The sequence below is a fragment of the Cyclobacterium plantarum genome (assembly GCF_011290685.1).
Taxonomy (GTDB): Bacteria; Bacteroidota; Bacteroidia; order Cytophagales; family Cyclobacteriaceae; genus Cyclobacterium; species Cyclobacterium plantarum.
The window spans coordinates 40,519-63,399 of the sequence record NZ_JAANYN010000010.1 but is presented as its reverse complement, the minus strand read 5'-3'; the positions used below and the strand labels follow the sequence as shown (position 1 = coordinate 63,399).

General features: G+C 43.3%; 21 protein-coding genes. 8 read left to right on the top strand and 13 right to left on the bottom strand.

The features are described 5' to 3' along the window. The first annotated feature begins 47 nt into the window (after window positions 1-47). On the top strand, window positions 48-356 hold the full coding sequence (locus G9Q97_RS19765) for a hypothetical protein (protein WP_166150038.1): 309 nt from the start codon (window positions 48-50) through the stop codon (window positions 354-356). 121 nt (window positions 357-477) lie between these two features. Here G9Q97_RS19765 and G9Q97_RS19760 read toward each other — a convergent pair whose 3' ends face one another. The 3 genes from G9Q97_RS19760 to G9Q97_RS19750 all read right to left on the bottom strand — a co-directional run bounded on the left by G9Q97_RS19760 (window position 478) and on the right by G9Q97_RS19750 (window position 2,314). Beyond that, complete coding sequence (locus G9Q97_RS19760) at window positions 478-921, bottom strand: hypothetical protein (RefSeq protein WP_166150036.1); 444 nt, start codon at window positions 919-921, stop codon at window positions 478-480. A gap of 163 nt (window positions 922-1,084) precedes the next feature. Next, window positions 1,085-1,540 (bottom strand): hypothetical protein, encoded by a 456-nt coding sequence (locus tag G9Q97_RS19755; RefSeq protein ID WP_166150034.1) that lies wholly within the window; start codon window positions 1,538-1,540, stop codon window positions 1,085-1,087. Between the two features lie 165 nt (window positions 1,541-1,705). After that, window positions 1,706-2,314: a hypothetical protein gene (locus G9Q97_RS19750; RefSeq protein ID WP_166150032.1), complete on the bottom strand. Its 609-nt coding sequence runs from the start codon at window positions 2,312-2,314 to the stop codon at window positions 1,706-1,708. 128 nt (window positions 2,315-2,442) lie between these two features. Here G9Q97_RS19750 and gltX point away from each other — a divergent pair, with 128 nt between their 5' ends. From gltX to G9Q97_RS19735, 3 genes are read left to right on the top strand one after another with little or no spacing between them, the layout of a single operon-like run. Next, on the top strand, window positions 2,443-3,978 hold the full coding sequence (gene gltX, locus G9Q97_RS19745; protein ID WP_166150030.1) for a glutamate--tRNA ligase: 1,536 nt from the start codon (window positions 2,443-2,445) through the stop codon (window positions 3,976-3,978). Between the two features lie 45 nt (window positions 3,979-4,023). Then, window positions 4,024-4,221 carry a hypothetical protein gene (locus G9Q97_RS19740; RefSeq protein WP_166150028.1) on the top strand — a complete coding sequence of 66 codons (198 nt, stop codon included), beginning with the start codon at window positions 4,024-4,026 and terminating at the stop codon, window positions 4,219-4,221. 28 nt (window positions 4,222-4,249) lie between these two features. Next, complete coding sequence (locus G9Q97_RS19735; protein WP_166150026.1) at window positions 4,250-4,888, top strand: porin family protein; 639 nt, start codon at window positions 4,250-4,252, stop codon at window positions 4,886-4,888. Between the two features lie 120 nt (window positions 4,889-5,008). Here G9Q97_RS19735 and G9Q97_RS19730 read toward each other — a convergent pair whose 3' ends face one another. From G9Q97_RS19730 to ruvB, 4 genes are all read right to left on the bottom strand, one after another. Continuing rightward, window positions 5,009-6,385 carry a RagB/SusD family nutrient uptake outer membrane protein gene (locus G9Q97_RS19730; RefSeq protein ID WP_166150024.1) on the bottom strand — a complete coding sequence of 459 codons (1,377 nt, stop codon included), beginning with the start codon at window positions 6,383-6,385 and terminating at the stop codon, window positions 5,009-5,011. 19 nt (window positions 6,386-6,404) lie between these two features. Then, the gene (locus tag G9Q97_RS19725) at window positions 6,405-9,374 is read right to left on the bottom strand and encodes a SusC/RagA family TonB-linked outer membrane protein (RefSeq protein ID WP_166150023.1); all 2,970 of its coding nucleotides are present in this window, start codon (window positions 9,372-9,374) and stop codon (window positions 6,405-6,407) included. 287 nt (window positions 9,375-9,661) lie between these two features. Beyond that, window positions 9,662-10,591: a tRNA epoxyqueuosine(34) reductase QueG gene (queG, locus tag G9Q97_RS19720; RefSeq protein ID WP_222852036.1), complete on the bottom strand. Its 930-nt coding sequence runs from the start codon at window positions 10,589-10,591 to the stop codon at window positions 9,662-9,664. A gap of 30 nt (window positions 10,592-10,621) precedes the next feature. Further along, the gene (gene ruvB, locus G9Q97_RS19715; RefSeq protein ID WP_166150021.1) at window positions 10,622-11,659 is read right to left on the bottom strand and encodes a Holliday junction branch migration DNA helicase RuvB; all 1,038 of its coding nucleotides are present in this window, start codon (window positions 11,657-11,659) and stop codon (window positions 10,622-10,624) included. Window positions 11,660-11,817: 158 nt separating this feature from the next. Here ruvB and G9Q97_RS19710 point away from each other — a divergent pair, with 158 nt between their 5' ends. Together G9Q97_RS19710 and G9Q97_RS19705 are read left to right on the top strand one after the other, a co-directional pair. Further along, a complete protein-coding gene (locus G9Q97_RS19710) occupies window positions 11,818-12,876 on the top strand; it encodes an FAD:protein FMN transferase (RefSeq protein WP_166150019.1) in 1,059 nt (352 codons plus the stop codon). Window positions 12,877-12,898: 22 nt separating this feature from the next. Beyond that, window positions 12,899-13,633: a ZIP family metal transporter gene (locus tag G9Q97_RS19705; RefSeq protein ID WP_166150017.1), complete on the top strand. Its 735-nt coding sequence runs from the start codon at window positions 12,899-12,901 to the stop codon at window positions 13,631-13,633. Window positions 13,634-14,042: 409 nt separating this feature from the next. Here G9Q97_RS19705 and G9Q97_RS19700 read toward each other — a convergent pair whose 3' ends face one another. The 4 genes from G9Q97_RS19700 to G9Q97_RS19685 form a co-directional block, all read right to left on the bottom strand. After that, the gene (locus tag G9Q97_RS19700) at window positions 14,043-14,834 is read right to left on the bottom strand and encodes an alpha/beta fold hydrolase (protein ID WP_317168785.1); all 792 of its coding nucleotides are present in this window, start codon (window positions 14,832-14,834) and stop codon (window positions 14,043-14,045) included. Between the two features lie 63 nt (window positions 14,835-14,897). Next, entirely contained in the window at window positions 14,898-16,055 is a 1,158-nt protein-coding gene (locus G9Q97_RS19695; RefSeq protein ID WP_166150015.1) for a succinylglutamate desuccinylase/aspartoacylase family protein, read from the bottom strand. Then, a complete protein-coding gene (locus G9Q97_RS19690) occupies window positions 16,048-17,937 on the bottom strand; it encodes a CBS domain-containing protein (protein WP_166150013.1) in 1,890 nt (629 codons plus the stop codon). The genes G9Q97_RS19695 and G9Q97_RS19690 overlap by 8 nt, the downstream gene beginning before the upstream one ends. 183 nt (window positions 17,938-18,120) lie before the next feature. Continuing rightward, window positions 18,121-18,753: a GDSL-type esterase/lipase family protein gene (locus G9Q97_RS19685; protein WP_166150011.1), complete on the bottom strand. Its 633-nt coding sequence runs from the start codon at window positions 18,751-18,753 to the stop codon at window positions 18,121-18,123. 99 nt (window positions 18,754-18,852) lie between these two features. On the opposite strand from G9Q97_RS19685, the gene G9Q97_RS19680 reads away from it, so the two are divergent. Further along, window positions 18,853-19,701 (top strand): UbiA prenyltransferase family protein, encoded by an 849-nt coding sequence (locus G9Q97_RS19680; RefSeq protein WP_166150009.1) that lies wholly within the window; start codon window positions 18,853-18,855, stop codon window positions 19,699-19,701. A gap of 3 nt (window positions 19,702-19,704) precedes the next feature. After that, the gene (locus G9Q97_RS19675) at window positions 19,705-20,370 is read left to right on the top strand and encodes a class I SAM-dependent methyltransferase (RefSeq protein WP_166150007.1); all 666 of its coding nucleotides are present in this window, start codon (window positions 19,705-19,707) and stop codon (window positions 20,368-20,370) included. Here the strand turns inward: G9Q97_RS19675 and G9Q97_RS19670 are convergent. Continuing rightward, on the bottom strand, window positions 20,325-21,656 hold the full coding sequence (locus tag G9Q97_RS19670; protein WP_166150005.1) for an alkaline ceramidase: 1,332 nt from the start codon (window positions 21,654-21,656) through the stop codon (window positions 20,325-20,327). The genes G9Q97_RS19675 and G9Q97_RS19670 overlap by 46 nt on opposite strands. A gap of 16 nt (window positions 21,657-21,672) precedes the next feature. Next, window positions 21,673-22,842: an AIR synthase related protein gene (locus G9Q97_RS19665; protein ID WP_166150003.1), complete on the bottom strand. Its 1,170-nt coding sequence runs from the start codon at window positions 22,840-22,842 to the stop codon at window positions 21,673-21,675. Window positions 22,843-22,881: the final 39 nt, after the last annotated feature.

Sequence of the window (22,881 nt, the reverse complement as noted above, 5' to 3'; positions counted from 1 at the left end):
ATTTTGAAGTAATTTAACAATATGTTTAACCTTAAATTCTAATCCTTATGAAAAAGATCGCATACTTTTTATCCATGCTGATGTTATTGACAGCCATTGCGCCTGCGGCCATGGCAAAAGAAAAACCGGCAGAAAAAGAACCCAGTCCTGAAGAGCAGGCACGTTTAGAACAATTGGATGAACGGGTTTTGGAAATAAAGGCCATGGATTTTAAGGCCATGGACAAGGAAGAGCGAAAGGAGATCCGCAACGAACTGAGGGAAATCAACAAAGAGGCAAAAGCGCTGGGAGGTGGTGTTTACATCTCCGCTGGTGCCCTGATTGTCATTCTGATTTTACTAATCATTTTGACTTAATAAAAATCACCCCAATCTCTCAAAAAGGGATTGGGGTTGTTTATTTTCGTGCGGTGATCCACAAGCAACAAAATGGGGTAAGATTGCCTTGTGGATTAATCCTTTTTACTTAACCTGCCGATCAGGGTTGTGTTTTTAAAAACTTTTTTACTTTCAGGGCTCTCCAGAGGATTATGGCCAGAGGAACTAACCAAATGCCTTCATTGAAAAGCAAATGAAAGGCAACCCGCTTATTCCATTCTAAACTTCCCATGTAAAGGCCCAGAAAACTTATCAGAGAAACTATTTTTCCCAGGATACCCATGCCAATCAGGTAAATCCAGCTGATAGGATAAAAGGCAGATAAGAACAGCAATAACCCAGTTACCATGCCAATGCTTCCATAAAACAAGGTGTCTGTTCCACCTGAAAAGCTATTTTCCATGGATAACCAGCCCAGAACAGCAGGGCCAAACCACCTGAAAAAAGCTCCCCAAAGGATCGCATATATTCCGGAAAGCAGCAATAGCCCTCTGTGGGGCATGGTGAATTTTGGAAAGGTCTCCGTTACCGGTTGTTTTTTCATATGTTAATAATTGTTTCTTAGATGTCATAACTTGCCCCGATTTATCGGGGTGGAATCTTTGACGATTAAAATAATCATTGCCCTGTGAGTTTAATGATGATTTTAATCGTGTCGATTTCATACAATTATCAATCAGATAGACTTGAAAAAAGTTTGGTTGAATTTAATTTTTTATGGTTTCGGAAAAATACCTGAATTTCCAGAGTGTTTCGCTGATAAAATTGATGGGTTGATAGGTCTGCCGGATGGTTCTGGGAATAAAACCCTCCAGTGTCACCCTAAAATGGTTGAACCTGTCTTTTTCCACGTAAAGGGTAAAGTTAGCGGTCAGTTTGAGTAATTCTCTCGGAAAAAACAGTTTTTGGTGGACTTTAATTATTGGAGAGGGGATTCCGAATTTCTTTTGACCTGCAGCATAGGTCTTAACAGCCATTTCAAAATCGGCTGGCCCCAAACTGAGGCTTGATTGCCCGGTAAATTTGGGATTAAAGGAATGAATCAGTTTGATATTGTTTTTGGTGAATGAATAAAGAACTTCCTGTTCAACTTGCTTTTTTAGAAATACATGGTTCTGGGTAGCAAAAAAATGCCAAATTGTATCGATTCTTTTGAGTTCCATGGCAGCATTATTTTGGGTGCAATCGGATTTAAAACCTATTTTTATCGGGTACCTCTGACAATATAGGTTTTATTATTTTAATTTAAGGGTAATAAACTGGAGATTGAATCGTAGCCTGCTGTTTCATCGGTTATTATTTATTACTTTATTTTTCTCTTATAAAGGTTATTGAGCGGATGTGATTTTGAGAAAGTCCTCGTAGGTATTTACAAATGCCTCCTTTTCTTTTTTCTCCTCCAGAATGGGGATCCAAGCCCCATTTACTTTGGCCTCAATAGTAATCATTTCGCTACTCAGCCAATTAAATAATTTTTTTGCCTTATTCAGGTGTTCGTAGCGGTTGCCCGGAGTAATTTCCAACTTATCGTTAACTTTTTCCTTTGTTACTGATTTTAGTATTAGGGGTTGCTGCGTTTCAAGTTGTCCCTGTTGCAGCAGATATAGAGAGGCAGCATTTTTATTTTTGTGGACGATTATTTCCAGGATCAGGGCATTTTTACTACTGTCTATTTCAAAACCCTTATGGGTATAGATGTCGATATTGGCTTCAGCCATTCCCCTCTTGGCATAGTCGATTCTCCGTATATTTTTAAAAAAAAGCATGCCGGCATCACTAAGTCTGAATGTGGGGTCTTCTCCTGTGTTATTGGCCCTGCGTTCGTTAAAAAAAGAGAGCAGGAGTACCAATCCCAGGGAAGCCAGACCGAATATTTTCAGTAGCCGGAACATTTCCTGACCCATTTGGTCTTTATTAGCTGGGGAACCATTTACCATCAGGTATATTTAACAGCATTCAGGCCCGTTTGGTTTGCCTTAAAAAGCCCAAGACTTTGTCCCGGAAACCATCGAATTCCTTATTTATTGCTTATCTTTGCCCTCTTAAATGAAATTGATGCCTATTTATGAGTAAAGAAGTACGCGTAAGATTTGCCCCTTCCCCTACGGGAGCTTTACATATTGGTGGTGTAAGAACTGCTTTGTACAATTACCTTTTTGCCCGCAAGAAGGGTGGAAAGTTTTTGTTGAGAATCGAAGATACAGATCAAAACCGTTTTGTACCCGGAGCGGAGGCTTACATCAAAAGTTCTTTGGATTGGATCGGAATTACCCCGGACGAAAGCCCTTGGAATCCAGGTGATTGTGGTCCTTACAGGCAGTCCGAGCGAAAGCCCATGTACATGGAATACGCCAGGTATCTTTTGGAGCAGGGTCATGCCTATTATGCCTTTGATACTTCAGAGGAGCTGGAAGCCATGCGGCAACGCCTGACTGCGGCCAGGGTGGTTTCTCCCCAATACAATTCCATTACCCGTACGCAAATGAAGAATTCACTCACCTTACCCGCAGATGAGGTGAAAGCAAGGCTTGATTCCGGAGATCCCTATGTGATTCGAATCAAGATACCCCGAAAAGAGGAAGTTCGGCTAAACGATATGGTCAGAGGATGGGTGATGGTACATTCCAATTCATTGGATGACAAGGTGTTGATGAAGTCAGACGGTATGCCCACTTACCATCTGGCCAACATAGTGGATGATCACCTGATGGGCATTACCCATGTGATCCGGGGCGAGGAATGGTTGCCCTCGGCACCCCTTCACGTGCTTTTATACAAATATCTTGGATGGGAGGACAGCATGCCCCAGTTTGCTCACCTGCCCCTTTTGTTAAAACCTGACGGGAACGGTAAACTTTCCAAGCGGGATGCAGAAAAGCACGGTTTTCCTATTTTTCCGTTAAACTGGACCGATCCCATTTCGGGAGAATTGGTAGATGGGTTTAGAGAATCCGGTTACCTTCCGGAAGCTTTCCTTAATTTCCTTGCATTTTTGGGCTGGAACCCGGGAGATCAACGGGAGCTTTTTACTTTGGACGAGCTGGTTGAAGCGTTTTCCATTGAAAGAATTGGAAAATCCGGGACCAAATTTGATATCAATAAAGCCAAATGGTACAACGAGCAATACCTGAGAAATAAGAGCGATAAAGTTTTAGCTGAATACCTGTTGGCAGATCTGAAAAAAGAAAATATTTCCGTTTCCCAGGAAAAAGCAGAGAAAATCGTCGCTGTAATGAAAGAAAGGGCTACTTTTCCTTCAGATTTATGGCAGGAGGGGAGGTTTATGGTATTTGCACCCAAAAAATTTGATGAGCAGGTGGCTGCCAAAAAATGGAACCAGGATGCCATTAAGGTATTGACAGCTTTTAGCGTTAAGTTGGCAGCAATTGATGCAGTGTTAACAGCCGATCTGGCCAGAGAAATGCTGGGAGAAGCCGCTGCCGCTGAAGGTATTAAATTGGGAAAGGTGATGCAAGCTGTAAGGCTGGCGATTACCGGAGTTGGTGCAGGACCTGATCTGATGCAGATTTTTGAGATATTAGGCAAAGAAGAACTGATCAAAAGAATTGATTTTGCGTTAGACAATATAGTAGCCAGCTAATGGTTATTGTGGCGATGATGAAATCATGATTAAACGAACAGTGTTATGGCTAAAAAGACAAAAAAGAAAGAGACACCAAGGGTGAATGAAGAATTGGAGGGATTCAATATGAATATCAATTCTTTTGGTGAAATTTCCAGTTCATTTTCTATTGACAAGATCAATGAATTCCTTAATAAAAATGTTGATGATAAAAAATTGAGGGATAGAGAGGAAGGAAAAGAGGAAAAAAAGGAAGGTTAAAAAACGAAAACTATTTTTCTTTTTTTCTATGAAAATCTGGGGGTTTCTATTTTGTATTATTTTTTTGTCCTGCAGCGGGCTCAGTGCCCAAACCAGTGTAGGGATAAAAGCGGGATATACCAGCTCCAGTGCCTCCTATAGGGTTACTTTGGGCAGTTTTCCAAGAAGTGTGACCGGAATTTCCGCTCCTTCCTACAGTCTGGTCATTGAACAATTTTTTGAAAAAAATGCGGGAGCCCAGATTGAATTCCAATTCCTGACAACAGGTTATGCTGCCACGGATACCATCAACATGGGAAATGAAACCCAATTTGATTACCTGAAAATCCCGATTTTATCTAATTTTTATTTGGGGAATTCGGGGAGGTTTCACATCAAGCTTGGACCACATTTGGGATATTTGCTTGAAGCCAGGGATGTAAACAGGGTAGTGGAAGGTGAGTTGGTAATACCCACCTATGGGCAGGCAGCTGACCAACCCAGAAAAATCATGTATGGGCTGACTGCCGGCGTAGGATTGTCTAAATTATTTGGCAAGCATACCCTTCAGGGAGAAGTCCGCTATTCCTATGAATTCGGAAGGCCGGAATCCCAAGAAAGGATATTTGACATTAACTTCACCCAATTGGAATTTTCACTGGCCTATCTTTTCAGGGTACTTCAATAGATAAGGTTTTTGCTACATCCATTCCGGTAATTCATAATAATACTTTCTCACCCTAACAAAAAAAAGCCATTTCTGATTATCAGAAATGGCTTTCTATCCATTAGCACTTATTTATTGACATCAATCTTCAACATATATGTCCCAATTCACTTCTGATTGTGGATGCGGAAACTGCCTGAATACGGATCCCTGGTCAAAAGAAGTATTGATCTCATCCAAACGGTCATACCTTCTGGCGTCAATCCAACGATGTCCCCAGGGTTCTGCCCATAAGGAATACCTTCTTTGATACAGTATTTCATCTATCAGGCTCTCCAGATCAGTTCCACCGGTATAATCACCTATTTCGGCTGCGTTTCGGATCACATTGATGGCAGCAACAGCCAGGTCTGATTCTCCCAGTTGGGCATGGGCTTCAGCTTTTAGCAATACCAATTCCTCATTTCTGATAAATGGAATAGGCGTGGTATTGTTTGGCCAGCGGTTGTCCTGGTGCGTACCTACCAGGGGAGTGGCATCCGTTGTAACCACGACAGGATCTTCACGCTCATAGAATTTTTCAGCTACCCTGGCATCACCTTCGGTCGCATCTTCCAGCACGGAAGGGTGAACCACGATAATGGTATTGATAGCCGCATCCCTGATGTAAAATAAAGGATTAAATTCATCAGGTGGACCATTGTAGGGGTGAGCCGGTCCTACATCTAAATCACCTTCCAGATCCATAAAGGAATTGTTCAAGGCGGCCAAAACACCTTCCCAGTCCTCCAGATAGGCATTGTTTCTGGCCAGAATGGCATTGGTTACTTCCCGTAGCGCAGCTATGGATGCATATCCATCAAAGCCCGGAGTCAGCGTAAAGGGAAAATCGCCACTTGCTGAGGCAAACAATTGATCCGCTTCGTTCAGCAAGGAGCGGGAATGCTGCATGGCTTCCTCATAGCTGACATAAGGTCCAGGATTTAAAGGGTCTTCCACGTCAATCCTGATACCATTGTCGTATACAAAATTTGCGGGTATCATGAATTGATATCCCTGGATCATGCGCCCGAAACCTGAAAGTGCCGCTTGCTCTGCAGATGACAGCACAGTAGTGTTTTCCACAGCAGAAATCAGTACCTCTGCCTGCCGGATAGCCTGGTAAGGATCTGCCCAGGATCCTCCTCCTGTGGTGCCAAAACCAAAATAGATCCGGTCAGGTTCCCGGCCGGCCTGTCCAAGCCAATCGGTTTGAAAGCGGGGGTCCGATCCATTCAAATACCATATTTCTCTTCCAAAGGTATTCCAGGCACGGGATACATTGGTGACATAGTCCCTGTGACGGGACTCCAGACCTGTCACCAGAAATTGGATTTGGGACCGGCTGGCATTTTCACTTACACTTCCTACCGAAGGGTTGTTCGGATCATCTATTTGATCCAATTGCAATGGGTTACAGCTCGCCACAAATAGTGCGGCTATTGCTGTATATCCGATATATGATTTTATCTTTTTCATAACTTTCATCGTTTTGGGGTTAAAAATCAAGATTTACGTGAAAGAAAACCCTTCTTGGGGTTGGATAAGGAGCAATGTCTACGTTATTGTCCACAGACCTGGCACCAAAAGTGGATGTTTCCGGATCGTATCCTTCATAGTCGGTGAAAAGGAAAGCGTTGTTAACCGATAGACCAAAACGGATACTTTCCAGGGCATTGCCAAAGGTATTGGTTACAGTGGCTTTGGGCAGGGTATAGTACAGGCCGATTTCCCTTACCTTTACAAATGAGGCATCCTGCACCCATCTTCCGGCGTTGTTGTAGGGCTCCGGTGGTCGTTGTCTTCCATTGGGAATCCCATCTCCATTATCATCGTCAAACCATCCGTTTGTCGTTCCACCGGAATCTGAAAGAAAGGAGGTCAGGTTGATATTTTCACCTCCTTGTCTCCATTCCACCAGGAAAGACAATTCCAGATTGTTGTAAATTCTCATGGTATTGTAGAAGGAAGTATTGAATTTGGGTTGGGCATTTCCCCAAACAGTAAACCCACTGGGGTGATCAGGATTTGCAGGTGTTCCCACGATGGTAGTTGGCGCAAAGCCTTCCGCATAATAGAAAGTTCCCAAAGCAGGACCGAAAGCACCTTGAGTATATTGTGGAATCCCCAATCTTGTCATGTTTACCCTGTTTTGCCAATACATGATTCTTGAGAACCAGTTGAAGTTGGCCTGATCTACGACAGTTCCGGAAAGGCTCAATTCCAATCCCTTGTTCTGAAGTTCTGCCTCATTGCTGGGTATGGTATTTACACCTGTAGATGGCGCAAGGTTTAGGTCCTGAATATTGTTTTGGGTATTTTTAATGTAGTAGGTCGCCTCTAAAGCAAATCGGTTGTTTAAAAACCCAAGGTCCACTCCAAACTCCAGTTCAGTAGCTGTTTCTGGTTTGATTTGGGTGTTTCCAATCTGAGTACCTACTACCGAACCCAAAAGCCCACCTATATTGGCTCCCTCCAGTCTGGAAAAAGTATTTCCGAAGGCCACAGGTCCAGCCGTTTCCCCATAGGCTATCCTGGGTTTCAGTTGATTCATGAAACTGGAATTCCAGAAATCGAAATTCCCAAGATTAAAGGCTACAGAAGCTCTTGGGAAGGCATAAAATTGGGAAGGATCACCATTTAAGGTGGATTTGTCCCATCGCACGCCTACCGTACCGATAATTTTATCCTCAAAGTTGGCTTCCTGTTGAAGGAATATACCCGCTTCCTGTACTTCACTGGTAAACTGCTCTACAATTTCCTGTACAGAGGCCTGTTGCAGGTTCGTTTGACCAGGTACCAGACCCCGTCCCCTGTTGAATAGCTGACTATTATTAAAATCCAGCCTGACCAAACCTGCCTGAGAGTTCATATTGACGCTACCCAGATTGAAATTATATACCAGGGCTGCCTGGAAATTGGTATTGAAACTTTCCTGCTTTCCCCAGAAAACATCTCCCGGATTGGCTTGTCCTCTCTGGTACTGAAGAGATTCCGGCAAATAAATCAATGTTGAGTTTTGAAGAAAATCAAGACCACCGGCCACATTGGCTTTCAGGAAGCTGTTGCTGTTGCTGAACAGGTCGATGTCCAGTGTAAAGGCCTGAACAAAACGTTGTACATCTGATCTATTCTCCGCATTATCTGTGACTGCAGCCGGATTCTCACTAAAATAGGGATTGGTGGGGTAATTTCCATTTTCATCAGGTCGGATGTCAAAATAATTTGGAATATAGGCAATGCTGTAGCCGATACTTGCACCTGAATTATTCTGATTACCTGTAAAACCCCTGTCTGAAGTAGACTTGATGTAATTGGAAGAGACTCCCAATTTGATTTTGTCGGTGATTTTATGATCCAGATTGGCCCTGACGGAAAAGCGGTCAAAACCGGTGTTTTTCACAGTGCCATCCTCTGAATTGATGTTTCCGGAAACGTAAAATTTTGTTTTTTCATTACCCCCGGATACCGTTAGGCGGGTATTGCTGAGTAAGGCCGTATTGTTGTAGAAGTAATCCTCATAGTCAATTCTGGTCCCTCCCCTGAAGCGTTCCAGTTCAATGGGCCTCCTGTTTTCAGGGAAAAATGTATTGATTTTTTCCTCACTCCAGCCATCTACTCCCAAAAGCCTTAAGGGTTGAGCAAAGCCGGTATCCTGAGAAAGAGATACTTTGGTCTTTCCCTCAGCACCCCGCTTAGTGGTGATGATAATTACCCCGGCATTGGCCCTGGTCCCATAGATGGCAGCAGCAGAAGGACCTTTAAGCACCTCGATAGTCGCAATGTCGGCCGGATTTAGATCAGCTAGTCTGTTGGATCCATCATCCTGGCTCTCAGCACCGGCCCCGGTTACTGTAGCACGGCCAGTTCGCTGAAAGGAATTGTTGATATAAACCCCATCCAAAATAATCAGAGGCTGTGAAGCTCCTGTAAGGCTGGAGATGCCCCTCAACTGAATAGAAAGTCCTCCTCCCGGCGCTCCGCCGTTTGACCGGATATTCGCACCGGCAATTTTCCCATAAAGTGCCCCATCTGTGGTCTGTATGGTGGTAGTTCCTGTTAATTCCCTGGAAGAAACCGAGGAGACGGCATTGGCCAGGTTTGACCTTTTTACAGAAGAAGCCAAGCCTGTTACCACCACTTCCTCAAGGTTGGTGGCATCTTCTTTCAGGGAGATATTCAGGTTGCTGTTGTTGTTTGGTCCTACCTCAATGGTCTGACTGAGGTAGCCAAGGGATGAAATGACCAATTTGGCGGGATCATTGTTGTCAAAATTCAGGTTAAATTTTCCATCCAGGTCGGTAACGGTACCTCTGGAGGTGTTGCTGACCAGAATACTGGCCCCTATCATGGGTTCACCCGTCCGTTCGTCGGAGATAACCCCCGAAACACTGTACTGTGCATGACTCCACCCTACAATAAGGGTAGACAAGATCATGACCAATGAAAATTGGTAAATTTTAGTCATAGAAATAAGTTTAGATTAAGGATTAGGTTACTAATTTTTAAATTTTAAGGCATAATTTTGTTTTTTTTAATTATTTCAATGGATTTTACAATTATATGAATTTTATCTTTAATTTTTATTTTGCAGACCGTATAATTTAAACCTATAAAAGCCTTTTATGCCTTATTTTGTTTAGGAAAGGGTTTAATTTTTTTTAAAGTTGACTGTAATCCGCATTCAGCGTGAAAAAGTAGATCAAAAAAACGAAAATTCCAGCCTACATTAAGTAGCAAAGGTCACATTATGAATCAAGTTTGTCTGATAAATTGAATATTCCGCTTTAATCCTTCCCATTTGCTGCGTTTTAAGGCCGACTTTTTAAAAACCCGGTTAAAGGTTTCTTTGGTCATTTCCTGCCATTCCAGGGATTCCAGCTCTGGCGTGGGTAAAAATTCAGGTTCCTGATGAGGTCTTGAAAAGCGGTTCCAGGGGCAAACATCCTGACATATGTCACAACCGAAGGCCCAATTTTCCATTTCCCCCTTAAATTCAGTGGGAATTTCTTCCTTCAATTCAATGGTAAGGTAGGAAATGCATTTGGAGGCATCCACCAGGTTGTCCTGAACAATGGCATCGGTAGGGCAGGCATCGATACAGCGTGTACAGGTGCCGCAATAGTCTTTGGTAACGGGGTTGTCATACTTAAGTGGAAGGTCGATGATCAACTCTGCAAGGAAAAAAAAACTTCCACTGTTTTTATTGAGAAGCAGGCTATTTTTGCCCGTCCAGCCCAGGCCAGCTTTTTGGGCCCACTGCCTTTCCATGACAGGTGCACTATCTACGAAAACCCTGCCATTGATCTCACCAATTTCCTCCCTGAGGATTTCCAGAAAGCTTTTGAGTTTATCTTTGACGACAAAGTGGTAATCCTTGCCATAGGCATATTTGGCAATTTTCAGGTCTTCTTTCCCTTCAGGTAGCTTTTTTGGGGGATAGTAATTGTACATCAGGCTGATCACCGATTGTGCATTATCCACCAGTTTTCTGGGATCCAGCCTTTTGTCAAAATGATTGGCCATGTAGGCCATTTTTCCATGGTAATTTTTTGCCAGCCAGGCATCCAGTTTTGGAGCTTCTTCTTCCAGGTATTCCGCTTTGGCAATTCCGCAATAATCAAAACCCAAATTACGAGCAGTGTTTTTGATCAAAAGTGTGTTTTTCTCCTGTTGTTGCATCATCAAAATAAATGGGGTCCTTCCAGTCCGAATCTATAAATCAAATAGACTCCCGGATTGACCCCCAAAATCCGGCTTCAGTTTAAGGTGTTTGTAGGCCAATTCAGTGGCGGTCCTTCCCCTGCTGGTTCTTTTCAGATAGCCTTCCTGGATCAGGAAAGGTTCATAGACTTCTTCAATGGTTTCTGCCTCTTCTCCACAGGCTGTGGCGATGGTGGAAAGACCTACCGGACCTCCGCTAAACTTCTTGATAATCGTCAGAAGAATACGGTTATCCATTTCATCAAGCCCATTTTCATCCACATTCAGGGCATTCAGAGCAATTTTAGCGATGCCCAGATTGATGCGTCCATCTCCTTTGATCTCTGCAAAGTCCCGTGTTCTCCGGAGCAGCGTATTTGCAATTCTTGGTGTGCCCCTGCTTCTTCTGGCAATTTCATAGGCGGCTTCTTCATCCAGCGGAGTGCCAAGTATGGAAGCTGATCTTTTGACAATGGTGCAAAGCAATTCCGCATCGTAATACTCCAGTCTGGCATTGATGCCAAAACGAGCCCTGAGGGGAGATGTAAGCAGTCCCGATCTTGTGGTGGCTCCCACCAGGGTAAAGGGGCTAAGGCTGATCTGCACAGAGCGGGCATTGGGCCCTGAATCCAGCATGATGTCAATACGGAAATCTTCCATGGCCGAATAGAGGTATTCTTCCACAATTGGATTTAAACGGTGGATTTCATCAATGAAAAGCACATCACCATCCTCCAGATTGGTGAGCAGTCCTGCCAGGTCTGAAGGTTTGTCCAGTACCGGTCCGGAGGTAATCTTCAGGCTGGATTCCAGTTCATTGGCAATGATATGGCTGAGGGTGGTTTTCCCCAGTCCAGGGGGGCCATGCAACAATACGTGATCCAGTGATTCCCCACGTTTTTTTGCCGCCAACACAAATATCTTTATGTTCTCCACGGTCTTTTGCTGACCAGTGAAATCATCAAAGCTTAATGGCCTTAACGCTTTTTCAATTTCCTTGTCACCGGGAGCCATGCCCTCCTGGTCTCCACGCAGATAATCTTCTCTCATATAATCTTCCTAAGAAGTACAAATATAGAAAATTCATCCCAGCTTTGCAGACCAAAGATAAGCCTGCCGGGGAATTGTAAATCAGGATAATGGGTAAAAACGATGAGCAATTAAAAAATAAGAATTAACTTTCGGGAAATTAAAACAAGCCTTGTTTTATGCGAAAATCAGCCAAGAAAAATATCATTTACAGCATTTTGTTGTTGTTGGTGGTGTTCATGGTTTACCTATACCGACAAAGTAAAGACAGTCCGGAGCAACCCAAACAGGATGATCCAAAAATGGTGATTTCAGGTCCAACCATGGGAACCACTTACCGGATTGTCTACCTGGATGAAGGGAGAAGAGATTTTAAGGAGGAAATTGATGCATTGCTGGCCGAGATTAACCAGGCTTTGTCTACCTATATCCCCGAGTCTGAAATCAGCAGGTTCAACAGAGTGGATTCCCTGATTTTTGATTCGCCCCACTTTTTTCCGGTATTGGAAAAAAGTAAGGCCATATATGAAACCACCAATGGGGCTTTTGACCCTACGGTAGGCCCCCTGGTGAATGCATGGGGTTTCGGCCCTGAAGGAGCTACTTTCAAAGACAGTGCAGGAGTGCAACAGATTCTGCGTCAGGTGGGTTTTGATCAGTTGGTTTTTGATCAAAAGAGCATTAGAAAGACCAATACGGATGTTTACCTGGACCTTAGTGCTATCGCCAAAGGGTACGGGGTGGATAAGCTGGCAGAATATTTGAGCAATAAAGGTGTTCAGAACTACCTGGTGGAGGTGGGAGGAGAGTTGGTCAGCAAGGGTGTAAATGACAAAGGTGAATTGTGGAAAGTGGGCATTTCCCGTCCGGACGAGGAAGGTCTGGCCAATGAACTTTTCAGTATCCTTGCGCTAGACAACAAGGGTATGGCTACCTCTGGGAATTACCGAAATTTTTACATTAAGGATTCCGTAAAATATTCCCATACCATCAGCCCATATACCGGATATCCAGTTGAACATTCCCTTTTGAGTGCTACTGTAGTAGCTGAGGATTGTATGACCGCAGATGCCTTTGCTACGGCTTTTATGGTGTTGGGTATCGAAAAAGCCAAGGAAATTTATGCGTCAACGGATGGTTTGGAAGTATTTCTTATCTATAATAATGACCGGGGTCAGATGCAATCCTTTGTAAGTGAAGGCCTGATTCCTTATATTACTGCTGTGGATAAGGAATAATCCCAATAACCCTGATTACATTATGGTGCATTTTATTTTACTTTTTGTTGCTGCCTTAGGTGCGAGCTTATTGGCATTGATTATTCCGGAATGGAAGGAAAAGAGTTTTAAGCTGGGCTTGATATTTGCGGGAGCCTACCTATTTGCCATTACCATATTGCATATTTTGCCGGAACTATTTGCTGATCAGCAATCTGCCTATTATATGGGTTTATACATCCTGCTGGGATTTTTGCTGCAGCAGGTTTTGGACGTTATGTCATCAGGAATTGAGCACGGACATATCCACGACCACAGCGGACATGGTATGGGCAACAGCGTATGGACCCTGATGATCGGTTTGTTTTTGCATGCTTTTCTGGAAGGTACTTTGCTTTCCAAGCAACCCATGCTTGCCGGGCACCATCATGGCAGTGAAACCCTTTTGATTGGGATGATTCTACATAAAATGCCGGAAGCTTTTGCTTTGGTTGCGGTATTGATGACCCGGATGAATAAACCAGGGGTTCTTTCACTGCTTGTTCTTTTCGCCCTGGCCTCTCCTTTGGGAATGATTTCTACCGATTTTCTTTTTGATCAGCAGCTGATCGGAAGGGGAACCTTAAATATTTTGTTTGGTTTGGTAGCCGGGGGCTTTCTTCACATTTCTACCATTATTTTCTTTGAAAGCTCCCCACAACACCGCTTTAATTTGCACAAGTTGCTGATTATTTTGCTGGCCTCCGGTATAGCCATTCTGACCGAGTTCATCATATAAAAAAAATGCCGGAGCCTTATGTTGCCATAAGACCCCGGACAAACCCTACATTAAAAAATAACCAACTTCCCTTACGGATTTCCAACTTCCCTTAGCTTCCTTATCCGTTCTTCATTTCTTTAACATTCGAAAATTAGTGCGTAAAAAATTATAAAACCAATAATTTAACAAATAAATTATGGTAAAAATGTACATAATATTTTATTTATTCTGAAATACATTATTTTAGCTGTGGAAAAATTTCAAACTGATAATATTGTTTTTGGCCCTGAAAAAAATTCCGTTAGTAAAATTCAATAGGCTCTTTTTCAGTATATTAGCTACGTTATATCCAATAATTCTTGAAAAAAGATTGTTTTTTTTCAAGGGCTTACTGAAAGGTTTTAAAAAATTGCTAAGGTGCAAGTGGCTATCCTTTAAGGAAATTCAGGGCAATTTGATTGAATGCTTCAGGTTTTTCCACATTGACCACATGTCCGCAGGCAGGAACAACCTCCAGTTTTGCAGAGCTGTGGTTTTTCACCAGTTTGGTAATGGAGGGCAAAAACATGTAATCCTCCTCACCCATGACATAAAGCGTGGGGATTGGGGTTTCTTTGATTCTGAAAAATGCCAATAATGGATTGACTTTTGCGGCCAGGGTAAACCAGCGGATAAACTCTTTCTGATAAAGCTTTTTGGCCTCCTGCACAAAAAGATTCCTGGATGCTTTGTGGTTCTTCTTAGGCATGATAATAAAGGCAAACAATTTATACAACAGCAAATAAGGGAGGACGGACTTTAGCAAAATTCCCAGCCGCATCAGGATCTGACCCCGGATATTCAATTTCATGATGGCTCCTGCCAAAATCATGCTGCTCACCCTGTCCGGATGCCTTTCTGTAATCTCCCTGATAATGATGGTTCCCAATGATATGCCAACGAAATGAGATTGAATGATCCTCAGGTGGTCCAGCACCTCAATGACTTCGTCGCCAATAACGTCAAACGAATATTGCTTCAACTTTTCATAAACGTGGTTTTTGGATTTTCCGTGTCCACGTAAATCTACCAGCAATACGTTGAAAGATTTTTTAAAATCCCGGATTTGCCTGAACCAAATGGCACTACTGCCACCCGCTCCATGCACAAAAGTTACCCAGGGGGCATCTTTATCAAGAAAATATGTGGTATAATGAAGCATGTAGATTCTAAACTGCAAATTGACCGCTAAGGTTTAACCCAGAGCAATTTGTCGGTGGAAAATAAATTAGGAGAATATACATTAATCTCGTTTAATGATTTCCCAATGGCTTTTGGGCGCTTTATAGCGTATTCTAAAACCCAATAAGTGAAAAATTTCCTTATTAAGCCAGCGTGCAATGGCCGGATTGACCAAATACCTGTTTTCGGAACGGGCTACTTTGGATACTCCGGGAAGTAAAGGCAGCAAATCTGGCAAAAAGGTTTTTCTGAGCCATTTGGACAATCCAAGCCAGAATGAAGAAACAGGTTTCACGATAAAAAAGCCGTCCTGACCCTTATTTTGGTACAAAGGAAGGAATACCATGCCTCTGTACCGGCTAATTACTGGAAGGCCATTGTTTTTTGCCAGTTCATGCCCTTTTTTTATGGGATTGAAATTTGAAAAACCGGGTTTCATTTCAAACCTTTGGTCCGGGCTTATCGGGTAACGGCATAATATTTCATAAAATCCGCTTTTTATTCCCAATTTATTTTTTAAAAACATCTCCTCTCGTTCGATATCATTGGAAGACATGTCGATTATCCCCAGATGGACCATGCAAAGTTTGATAAATGCTTCATGTCTCCTTTCACTTTGAGGATCGTCATGTTTCCCTGCTTCAAAACCCAAAGCTGGATAGCCGAGATCATTGATATGACTCATCAGAGGTCCTTCGAGGTATTCTTCTATTCCGAGCACCAGAGGCACGGGAAAATGTTTGGCCATGGAGCGATTGGAGAGGGTATCATTGAAAGGTAAAAAGGCGCAACTCTCCGAGGAAGTAGTATGGAGATCGGTAAATAAAATTTTTCCGGCCCCATAAACTGCTATTATGGAATTGATCAATTGGTCCAACAGTGCAAGTTCTTTAAGTTCTGGATAGCTAAAACCTGGCTCTTCCTGGTCTTTCATTCGCACAAGGTTCAAATTTTCGCTGGTCCAGATCCGGTTGAGGTCTTTGGTAATATATCTTTGATGGGATTTCAGGGCTTCAGCGTTTCCCTTGAGCACAAAAATATTTCCCTCCAATTTAAATTTTCCAGGATTTTTATCCTGGAAAAGGGTTTTCATCGCATTAACAGAGGCAGGCTCATTGCCATGAATGCCCACAATGATTACCAGTGTAGGCAATGTTCTTCCCTGATGGTTGGCAAAAATGATCCTTGAGTTATCTGTCGTCAGCAGTGTTTCAGTCATTGTTCTTCTGATAAAGCTTTTCCCAAACTCCTTTGGCGTCCTTATCGGTTACCAATCCGATAAGCCTGTCCCCATCCACCACTGGCAGGCTGCTTATTTTTTTATTGACCATTAATAGCATGGCATATTTGATGTCGGTTTCCGGACCGGTGGTGATAACATCCTTAATCATGATATCTCTCGCAATCTCCATTCCATCCATTTTTTCCCTGTTCTTTTTAAGGGTAGATGTGGTGATTAAACCTTTTAATTTACCTTGTTTGTCCTCTACAGGAATGTGATGGATGTTATTCCATTCCATGATTTTTTCCACCAGGGTGACCAGGTCATCCTCCTGAACAGTAATGAGGTTTGTGGTCATGATATTGCCGATCCAGTCATACTGTATGGGGATGGCTTTCAGTTCTGCTGACGCTGCAGCCAGCCACTCACTTACCGGTTGATCCGCTTTCCTGCGCTGTTGCATGGCTGCTGTAAGGGTGACCATGGCTTCATCCCTGCTCATGTGTTTTTTGATATTCCGATAGCTTTTTATGAGCCAACTGCTACCTGTTTGACCTGATTTAATTCTTTTTTGAATGATATCCAGGTATCTGTTTGATTCTTCTTCAGGAATGCCTGTTGCGGATAGCCCTTTTTTTGCCAAAGGCAGAAGTTGGTCAAGCATGAGTTTTTGGACAGGCACCATCCGGCCATTCCAGACCATACTGCTGAATATACCGGAAGTAGCTGCCCGGTAAAAATTACCTTTGGTATCTTCAAATGATTTCCTTTGCCAGGATCCCTTGTATTGTTTAGGCATGGCCTTCATCAGGCCCACCCAGAGTGCCAAATTGGCCATTTCGTCTATGATGGTGGGTCCGGAAGGAAGGTATCTGTTTTCTATTCTTAAATGAGGGCGTCCATCGGTCGTTCCGTAGCAAGGCCTGTTCCACCGCCAGATTGTACCATTATGCAGCTGTAATGCCTGCAATTTGGGTATGCCTCCCTCTTCCAGCACGTTTAAGGAATTATCCGTTGACTTATGGGTAAGGATCAGGGGAAACCGGGCAATGTTTTCTTTATAGATTTCCGTGGTTTCCCGGATCCACTGATTTCCGAAGGATACCCTTTGTTCTCTTTCCTTCAGGTGATAACCTTTGCTACGGATATCGATGCTCTGCTGAAAGAGGGGTATTCTGGTTTCGGACCACAATTCCCTGCCAAACAGCAATGGGGAATTGGTACAAACCGATAACACAGGACCAGAAATCATTTGGGCCCAGTTGTATTGGTCCACAAATTCTTCTTCGCTTACCTGCAGGTGACATTGAAAGCTGGTATTGCAGGCTTCGAAGAGGATATTGGTATGCGCCAAAATGAGCTCGTCTACTCCTGATATATTTAGTTCAAAATCCTGACCCCTCAATTGTTTGATGATTTCATCCAGGGCCTGGTAGCGGGGATTTGGCGTCATGAAGTCCATCTGTCCCGATCTCAGGTCTATGGAAGGCAAAATACCTGTAAGGATCACGGAGTCACCAAAACCGGATGCCACCCCTTCAGCGTTTTTAAGGTATTTTCGCAGTTGCTTTTCCATTTTGAAAAGACAGCCTTCTTTCAGCTCCTGGGGATCAAGGTTTAGCTCCAGGTTGTACATGGCCAGTTCCGAAGTAAAGTGACTGTTATCCAGTTTCCCAAGGATTAAGGGGCCGTTTTTCGAAGGTTTGTAATGCTTGTTGATCAGGGCGAATTCCTGCTCTGCCCCTATCCTTTGTACCTCTTTTTCAATCATTCCTTGCCGGATCATTTGATCCAGCGCTTCGATATCATGAATCAGGTTTTTGAGAAATTTTTTTCTCTCGGAGGCCTTTTTATCGGTATTTACTTTTTGTTCTCCCATCTGTGGCATCAATTTATGCAAGGGACAGGTAATTAGAAAACAACAGGCAAAGAATCCAAAGGTCAACTGATAAAAATCATTACCGGGAAACCCTTTCTACCAAACTATTTTTACAGCCACTGAGAACATATCCAAATGTTTTGTAACATTAATTTTCTGGTGGCATAGTCATCACTTTCAAATTTATGGTTTTATGTTTTGTGCCACAGTATGAGCGAGGATTTTTGCCCCCTTTTTATTTGGATGTACGCCATCCGGGAATAGTTCGGCATGGGGCGCCAATGCCGAATGCAAATCGATGACCATAGATCCTGTTTTCATGGCTACTTCCTTAATCAGAGGAACCATTTCCTCTACAATGATTTTTTCGGTGATGCCATAGTTGTCTTCAAAGACCGGAACAGGAAGACAAATGTAGATCTTTCCATCAGGCGGCATGTGTTCTTTATAGGTTTCAATCATTGCTACATAGTCTTCTATAAATGATTCCTTGTGGATCCAGTTATGGGGTTTGGAGTCATTTGTTCCCAGCTTGACGACCAGGATGTCAGGTTCAAATTCCTTTACCTGTTCAAATTGAGGCTCATTCCAGAAAGGGAAATCTCCTTTTTTCATCAGGGTTCTTGCGCTTACTCCAAAGTTTTTTACCAGGTAAGCTTTACCCAGCTTTTTTTGTAATTGTAAAGGGTAACTGTCCGGGTGGTTTCTGCCTGGCCCCTCCGTTATGCTATTGCCTACGCAGGCTACTTTTACAGGCTGTTGCGCAAAAGCCCCGTGGCCCAAAAGCAAAAAAAGGGCATAGATGATTTTTCTCATAAAGGTGATGGTTCTGCTAAAAGGGAAATTACGGAAATTTTTGAATGATTTGGAAGGATCAATTATTTAAATTGCCTTCAAATAAATAAATGAGTGAGTTTGATTCAAAAAATTTCTTTAAGATTTATCGATAAAGCCAATATGCTATCGCTGGATGTGGTGGCTGGGGCATGTGCTGGCTTGTTCTTTTTCGGGGACATGATGGGGTTGTCCTTGCCTCTCTTTCTTTACATCTTGCTGGGAATGGCTGTTTGGACCATATATACTTTTGACCATCTTTTAGACGCAAAAAAAATACCTCAAAAGGCCCTGTCCAGACGACATCGTTATCATCAAAAGCATTTTAACAAGCTTAGCCTGATTACAGCCTTTATTTCAATCCTGGGAATAGTACTTGCTTTAAAATGGCTATCCTGGGATGGATTATTGGGCGCTGGTCTGCTATTGATTACTCTGATTATGATTGTGATCATAGGTTTGCGCTTTGCATATGTAAAATTGGCTGTTTTTAAGGAAGCTGCCATTGCTTTGTTGTATGTTTGTGGTATTGTCTTAGTGCCCTTTTGGCAACAGGATTTTGGGTTTGAGTCCTGGAATTGGTTATTTTATGCTGCTGGCTATTTTGCTTTGGCCTGGTTTAATCTGGTGTTTTTGTCTTATATGGATGCTGCTTTGGACAAAGCTCAGGGCCATCATTCCATCATGACAGTTTTGGGTAAAAAGAGGACCCGCCAATTGCTTTGGGGACTAGTTGCCTTTTCCCTGATGTATATGTTGATCCTTTTTATCATCTTGCCCTCTTTTTATCACCGCTACACCCTGATCTGGGGGATGATGATATTAATTCATGCCATAAGTTTCATGGAGCATCCCAGTAATATAAGCAGTGCAAGAAGGCGGCTGGAACTCTCTTTCTCACTACCAATACTCCTGATTTTATTTGAATAGACCATGATAAATGTGGCATCTCCTGATCATTACCGTTTACTGGCCCCTTTTTACGAAAGCCTGGGCCGCTTGCTGTTGGGAAATCAATTCCAGGCTAGTAAAACCGCCTTTTTACATACCATTGAAAAAGGTGACCGGGTGCTGGTATTGGGAGGAGGAGCAGGAGCGAACATGCCTGAGCTGCTGCGACGGTGCGGAAAAAAGGGAAAAGTTGTTTATATGGAAGCTTCCGCTTCCATGATCCGGCTGTGCCGTACAGGATTGGACAGGGATTTATTAGAACAGGTTGTATTCATTCATGCCTCCACTTTTGATGCCCTGCCGGATTTGAAATTTGATGTGGTGATCACTCAGTATTTTTTGGACGTTTTGCCGGATAATAAAATTGACCTTTTATTTGAAACCATTCAATCAAAAGTGGATAAACATACGGTTTGGATTTTTGCGGATTTTTATGCTTTGGCAAGCAAAATGAGGCTGCTGAAAGCCATGATCAATGCCTTCAGATTGCTCACCAGGCATGCCCGAAAGGACCTTCCGGAATATGAGGGTTATTTTAACAAATGGGGCTGGCAGGAAATGGAAAGCATGATTTATTGCCAGGGTTTTTACCAGGCCAGAATTTATGGTTTGGCCCCCAACTCAATTAACCCGGAAACCAGTTCCTGAAAATAAGCCCCATTATAGGGGCCATAAAAATTCATGTCTCTTACTTCGTACAAATCTTCCTGGTAGTACTTATCCGGTGTAATGTAGCCTATATAGCCGCCATTGAAAGTGGTGACGATCAGGTTTAAACCCATAGCTGTGGCTTGTTTTTCCCAGTCTTCGTAAAAAACTCCCGAAACTTCACCTGATGAGGAAATGAAAAGTGTATTGCCTATCCGAACGAGGTCAAAATGAGCAGGATAATCGCCAATGGCCCAGTCAAAGAGCCAGGGCCTGATTCTCCAGTTATCGCTGATCCGGAAATGGGGCTCCCGTAGTTTGATGGGAAGCTTCCCTGCCAAAACCGCATGACCTACCAAAGGTTTTGTGGAGGTGGTATCACGATTCAATACAGAATCCAATTGAAAAGCATATTGACGTATACCTTCAATATCGTTTCCCGGGGCTTTTGGACGGTGGCTTCCCACTGCTCCGGCGGCAAAAATGACCAGGTCCTGCTCCTTTTCCATTTTTTTTGACAAGTAAAAGGGATAATCACCGGACAAGCCCATAAAGCGGCTGCTCAGACAGGTGGCATGCGCACTGTAGGTGAGCAGACTGGCAGTTATTCCATTTGGCTGGGCAAGGTTGATTTGCCGCATATAAGGATCCACAGGATCATTGGCTATTAACCGGTTGGTGACAAAATCTCCAGCGTGGCTTTTCTTAAAATCTATTTTTACAGTATCCATCCCCACGAGGGCTTGTTTCAAAGCCAGTACGGTGTTTTCGGCAATTTGATCTACCAGCGTATCATTCCAACCTCCCAAAGCGAAATTACCTACAGGACCGGGAATGGTTCCGCCCATCCCACTGTGGGTATGCGTGGCAGTAAAGTAGAGATGATCTATGGGGACATCTTTTTGTTGGATTGCCTCCGTGATGGTTTTTGCCATTTCAGGGTGAACAATCAACAATTCGTAATTGATAAAGGCCACCTTAAAATCATGGTTGCCCAGTATGATGGTTTTGACAAAGCTGCTGTCCTGAACAAATTCATAATTTCCCCTGGGTCGGTAAGCTACCAGGGGTACAGGATCATCCGGGGTGATGTTGGCCCTTGCCCATCCCCCCAGTAAATAGCCCTGGTCACTGCCTGACAGGCTCAGGGTATCCAAAAAACCCATGGTTTCTTTGTAGTATGGCTTTTCCTGATAGGGCGTCCAGTCTACGCTGGTAATGCTGCCTGCGGCCAAAAGTATCAAAAAAACAACAAGACCGATGAGTACCTTAAAAAAAACCCGCATCAACTATCGAACAAGATTAATCCTCATAAGTAAACACCCCATGACGGCCATCAATAGTAACTTTTTTTCCTTTGTGGGGGACTACCCTTCCGATTATTTTTGCAGATACCCCAAAAGTTTCAGCCATCCGGATGATCTCATCTGCCCATTTTTCTTCCAGGTAAATCTCCATTCGGTGCCCCATATTAAAAACCTTGTACATTTCTTTCCAGTCTGTTCCACTTTCTTTTTGGATGATGGAAAAGAGGGGAGGGGTGTCAAAAAGCTGATCTTTGATCACATGCAGGCCATCGATAAAATGCAGCACTTTGGTCTGTGCTCCACCACTACAGTGGACCAGACCATGGAGAGCAGCGCGGTATTCTTTCAGGATGGCAGCGATTACCGGGGCATAAGTTCTGGTGGGTGAAAGGACTAATTTTCCCATGTCCAGAGGAGTACCTGGCGCCTTGTCTGTCAAGCCATAACTGCCGGAATAGACCAAATCCTCTGGCACAGAGGGGTCAAAACTTTCGGGATAGGAGGCCATAAGGCTTTTTTTGAAGACATCATGACGGGCTGAGGTTAATCCGTTGCTGCCCATTCCGCCATTGTATTCGGATTCATAAGCAGCCTGGCCAAAAGATGCCAGTCCCACTACCACATCCCCTGCCTTTATCCGGTCATTGGAAATGACATCCGCTCTTTTCATCCTGCACGTTACCGTACTGTCTACAATAATGGTTCGGACCAGGTCTCCGACATCAGCTGTTTCTCCTCCAGTAAGTATGGCATTAACTCCATGATCCCTTAACATCTGCAACACCTCATCTGTACCATTGATCAACGCCGCAATGACTTCTCCGGGAATCAGGTTTTTGTTTCTTCCAATAGTAGAAGAAACCAATATATTGTTGACGGCCCCTACACAGAGCAGGTCGTCAATGTTCATGATGATAGCATCTTGAGCAATACCTTTCCAGACACTTAGGTCTCCTGTTTCTTTCCAATAAAGATAAGCAAGGGAGGATTTGGTACCTGCTCCATCGGCATGCATGATATTGCAGTATTCCGGATCATTTCCCAAAAGATCCTCCACAATTTTACAAAATGCTTTGGGGAACAGCCCTTTGTCCAAATTAGAGATGGCACTGTGTACGTCTTCTTTGGAGGCCGATACACCACGTTGCATATACCTTTCGTTCATAATCCTGGCTTTGAAAAAAACAGATAAGCCGCAAAGGTA

Bases quoted from the DNA above. Each gene is read 5' to 3' on its own strand.
- G9Q97_RS19765 (WP_166150038.1), top strand. From the start codon at position 48: ATGAAAAAGATCGCATACTTTTTATCCATGCTGATGTTATTGACAGCC.
- G9Q97_RS19760 (WP_166150036.1), bottom strand. From the start codon at position 921: ATGAAAAAACAACCGGTAACGGAGACCTTTCCAAAATTCACCATGCCC.
- G9Q97_RS19755 (WP_166150034.1), bottom strand. From the start codon at position 1,540: ATGGAACTCAAAAGAATCGATACAATTTGGCATTTTTTTGCTACCCAG.
- G9Q97_RS19750 (WP_166150032.1), bottom strand. From the start codon at position 2,314: ATGGTAAATGGTTCCCCAGCTAATAAAGACCAAATGGGTCAGGAAATG.
- gltX (WP_166150030.1), top strand. From the start codon at position 2,443: ATGAGTAAAGAAGTACGCGTAAGATTTGCCCCTTCCCCTACGGGAGCT.
- G9Q97_RS19740 (WP_166150028.1), top strand. From the start codon at position 4,024: ATGGCTAAAAAGACAAAAAAGAAAGAGACACCAAGGGTGAATGAAGAA.
- G9Q97_RS19735 (WP_166150026.1), top strand. From the start codon at position 4,250: ATGAAAATCTGGGGGTTTCTATTTTGTATTATTTTTTTGTCCTGCAGC.
- G9Q97_RS19730 (WP_166150024.1), bottom strand. From the start codon at position 6,385: ATGAAAAAGATAAAATCATATATCGGATATACAGCAATAGCCGCACTA.
- G9Q97_RS19725 (WP_166150023.1), bottom strand. From the start codon at position 9,374: ATGACTAAAATTTACCAATTTTCATTGGTCATGATCTTGTCTACCCTT.
- queG (WP_222852036.1), bottom strand. From the start codon at position 10,591: ATGATGCAACAACAGGAGAAAAACACACTTTTGATCAAAAACACTGCT.
- ruvB (WP_166150021.1), bottom strand. From the start codon at position 11,659: ATGAGAGAAGATTATCTGCGTGGAGACCAGGAGGGCATGGCTCCCGGT.
- G9Q97_RS19710 (WP_166150019.1), top strand. From the start codon at position 11,818: ATGCGAAAATCAGCCAAGAAAAATATCATTTACAGCATTTTGTTGTTG.
- G9Q97_RS19705 (WP_166150017.1), top strand. From the start codon at position 12,899: ATGGTGCATTTTATTTTACTTTTTGTTGCTGCCTTAGGTGCGAGCTTA.
- G9Q97_RS19695 (WP_166150015.1), bottom strand. From the start codon at position 16,055: ATGACTGAAACACTGCTGACGACAGATAACTCAAGGATCATTTTTGCC.
- G9Q97_RS19690 (WP_166150013.1), bottom strand. From the start codon at position 17,937: ATGGGAGAACAAAAAGTAAATACCGATAAAAAGGCCTCCGAGAGAAAA.
- G9Q97_RS19685 (WP_166150011.1), bottom strand. From the start codon at position 18,753: ATGAGAAAAATCATCTATGCCCTTTTTTTGCTTTTGGGCCACGGGGCT.
- G9Q97_RS19675 (WP_166150007.1), top strand. From the start codon at position 19,705: ATGATAAATGTGGCATCTCCTGATCATTACCGTTTACTGGCCCCTTTT.
- G9Q97_RS19670 (WP_166150005.1), bottom strand. From the start codon at position 21,656: ATGCGGGTTTTTTTTAAGGTACTCATCGGTCTTGTTGTTTTTTTGATA.
- G9Q97_RS19665 (WP_166150003.1), bottom strand. From the start codon at position 22,842: ATGAACGAAAGGTATATGCAACGTGGTGTATCGGCCTCCAAAGAAGAC.